This is a genomic window from Mesorhizobium sp. M7A.F.Ca.CA.004.12.1.1 (assembly GCF_003997835.1).
Lineage (GTDB): Bacteria > Pseudomonadota > Alphaproteobacteria > Rhizobiales > Rhizobiaceae > Mesorhizobium.
The window spans coordinates 1-570 of the sequence record NZ_RZRK01001461.1 but is presented as its reverse complement, the minus strand read 5'-3'; the positions used below and the strand labels follow the sequence as shown (position 1 = coordinate 570).

The 570-nt window shown below is 65.1% G+C and carries 1 protein-coding gene; it reads right to left on the bottom strand.

All coding sequences use genetic code 11. The features are described from left to right. Positions 1-35: 35 nt before the first annotated feature. The coding region (locus tag EN984_RS37040) for a transglutaminase family protein (RefSeq protein WP_164766046.1) at positions 36-570 on the bottom strand (535 nt) is incomplete at its 5' end.

Below are 570 nucleotides of genomic sequence, written 5' to 3'. Positions count from 1 at the left end.
TTGCGGCGCAAATACCGCTGCGTGTACGACCTGCTTCAGGCTCTTTCGAGCACGACCGGAATGACGTCGACAGCTTGCTCGCCAACCTGTCCCCCCGTGGTCTTGAGCACGCCGACGATCGGCGCCACGTCCGAATAGTCGCGGCCGTGGCCGACGGTGATATGGTCGTTGCTGGCCCGCATGCCGTTGGTCGGATCGAATTCCTGCCAGCCCGCATCGCGCCCGCACCAGACCTTGACCCAGGCATGCATGGCATCGGCGCCTTCCAGCCGGGGCTTGCCCTTCGGCGGGATGGTGCGCAAGAAGCCGCTGACATAGCCGGCCGGAATACCGAGCCCGCGCAGGCCGGCGATCATGATGTGTGAAAAGTCCTGGCAAACGCCGCGCTTCAACTTGAAGGCATCACTGGCCCGGGTCCGCACCGTTGTCGCTTCGCCGTCATAGGTGAAATCGCGATGGATGCGATTGCACAGGCTCACGGCCGTGCCGGCGGCGGAGCCGGCGATGCTGTCGCGTGCGTAAGCGGTGATCGCATCGTCGATGCCGGCATGGGTGCTGGCCGTCAGGAAG